This is a genomic window from Stenotrophomonas sp. YIM B06876 (assembly GCF_030711595.1).
Lineage (GTDB): Bacteria > Pseudomonadota > Gammaproteobacteria > Xanthomonadales > Xanthomonadaceae > Stenotrophomonas.
Genome location: NZ_JAUJUJ010000402.1, coordinates 1 through 726, shown reverse-complemented (window position 1 = coordinate 726; position 726 = coordinate 1). Strand labels below are relative to the sequence as shown.

Annotated in this window: 1 protein-coding gene and 1 pseudogene; both read left to right on the top strand. The window is 67.1% G+C overall.

Annotated features, from left to right (window positions below; translation table 11 throughout):
* Window positions 1-583, top strand: a 583-nt coding sequence (locus QZH66_RS17575; RefSeq protein WP_305807114.1) for a nuclear transport factor 2 family protein, incomplete at its 5' end; no start/stop codon positions are given.
* A gap of 1 nt (window position 584) precedes the next feature.
* A pseudogene (locus QZH66_RS17570) lies at window positions 585-726 on the top strand (alkene reductase); the annotation flags it as partial.

Genomic DNA, 726 nt, shown 5'->3' with positions numbered 1-726 from the left:
GGAGGCGATCCGCCAGCTGGCCGGCAAGTACTCGCTGTCGCTGGACATGCGCGACATGGACGCCCACGTCAACCTGTTCGCGCCCGACATCCGCGTCGGCCGCGACAAGGTGGGCCGCGCGCATTTCAAGGCCTGGCAGAGCGACACGCTGCGCGAGCAGTTCACCGGCACCTCGCACCACCTGGGCCAGCACATCATCGAATTCATCGATGCCGACCACGCCACCGGCGTCGTCTACTCCAAGAACGAGCACGAGTGCGGCGCCGAGTGGGTGATCATGCAGATGCTGTACTGGGACGACTACGAGCGCATAGCTGGCCAGTGGTACTTCCGCCGCCGCCTGCCCTGCTACTGGTACGCCACCGACCTGAACAAGCCGCCGATTGGCGACATGAAGATGCGCTGGCCCGGACGCCAGCCCTACAGCGGCACGTTCCACGCGCTGTTCCCCAGCTGGCAGGAGTTCTGGGCGCAGCGCAGCGACAAGGACCAACTGCCCGAGGTGGCGCCGCCCGCGCCGCTGGAGCAGTTTCTGGCAAGCATGCGGCGCGGCACCCCCGCGCCCAAGATGAGGGTGCGTTGACATGAGCAAGCTGTTTGACCCCTTGCAGCTGGGCGATCTGCGCCTGGCCAACCGCATCGTGATGGCGCCGATGACGCGCAACCGCGCCGATGCCGACGGCGTGCCCAATGCGCTGATGGCCGATTACTACGGCCAGCGCGGCG